Origin of the sequence: Streptomyces lunalinharesii (assembly GCF_039532155.1) — a bacterium.
GTDB classification, from domain to species: Bacteria; Actinomycetota; Actinomycetes; order Streptomycetales; family Streptomycetaceae; genus Streptomyces; species Streptomyces lunalinharesii.
Genome location: NZ_BAAARK010000128.1, coordinates 1 through 628 on the forward strand (window position 1 = coordinate 1; position 628 = coordinate 628).

The window sequence follows — 628 nt, forward strand, 5'->3', positions numbered from 1 at the left end:
GCGGGGGCTTCGGGTGTCGGGCTTAGCGCGCCTTGGAGGCGTCCAGGATGACCTGCGGGTCGATCCCGATCTCGGCGGCCTTGTCCGTCGCGCGGTGGGCGGCGGCGACCGCAGTGCGCCACGTGGGGTCGTCGTGGTGGTCGCGGCCCTGGTCGTCGATCTCGGTGGCGGTCTGCCGTGCGGTAGCGGTGGCGATGGCAGCCTCCGCCAGCACGCGGGCGGTGAGCCACTTCGGGAGCTGGGCGTTCTGCCGGCGGTTCGTCATGCGGTCCTCCTGGTGGTTGGGGCGGGGCACCGGGGCCTAGAGCGCGTTGGGCTCCAGGGAGAAGAACACGACGGGGGCGGCGGCGACCGCCTCCCGCTGGTCCTGGGTCGGCTGCGCCTGCGCGATCGTGGCCCGGAGGTCGAGCCAGATCCGCTCCCGGGTCGCGCCCTCGGCGGGGGTGATTACGCCGCTCCAGGTCGCCTGGCGGCCGTCGTGGGACTGCATGGTGAGGATGTACAGGAACTCGCGCATGGGGGCCTCCTGGCGGTGGTTGGGGCGGGGCACCGACCGGTGCCCCGCCGAGGGGGCGTCAGCTGGCGTCGTACCGCGCCTGCTCCAGCGCGGCCCGGACGGCCTGCTCGC

At 74.5% G+C, this 628-nt stretch carries 2 protein-coding genes; both read right to left on the reverse strand.

Going from position 1 to position 628, the window contains the following annotated elements; all coding sequences use genetic code 11:
* Positions 1-22 precede the first annotated feature (22 nt).
* Positions 23-265: a hypothetical protein gene (locus ABD385_RS41255; protein ID WP_030204378.1), complete on the reverse strand. Its 243-nt coding sequence runs from the start codon at positions 263-265 to the stop codon at positions 23-25.
* 36 nt (positions 266-301) lie between these two features.
* Positions 302-517, reverse strand: a complete 216-nt coding sequence (locus ABD385_RS41260) for a hypothetical protein (protein WP_157028734.1) — start codon at positions 515-517, stop codon at positions 302-304.
* Positions 518-628 lie beyond the last annotated feature (111 nt).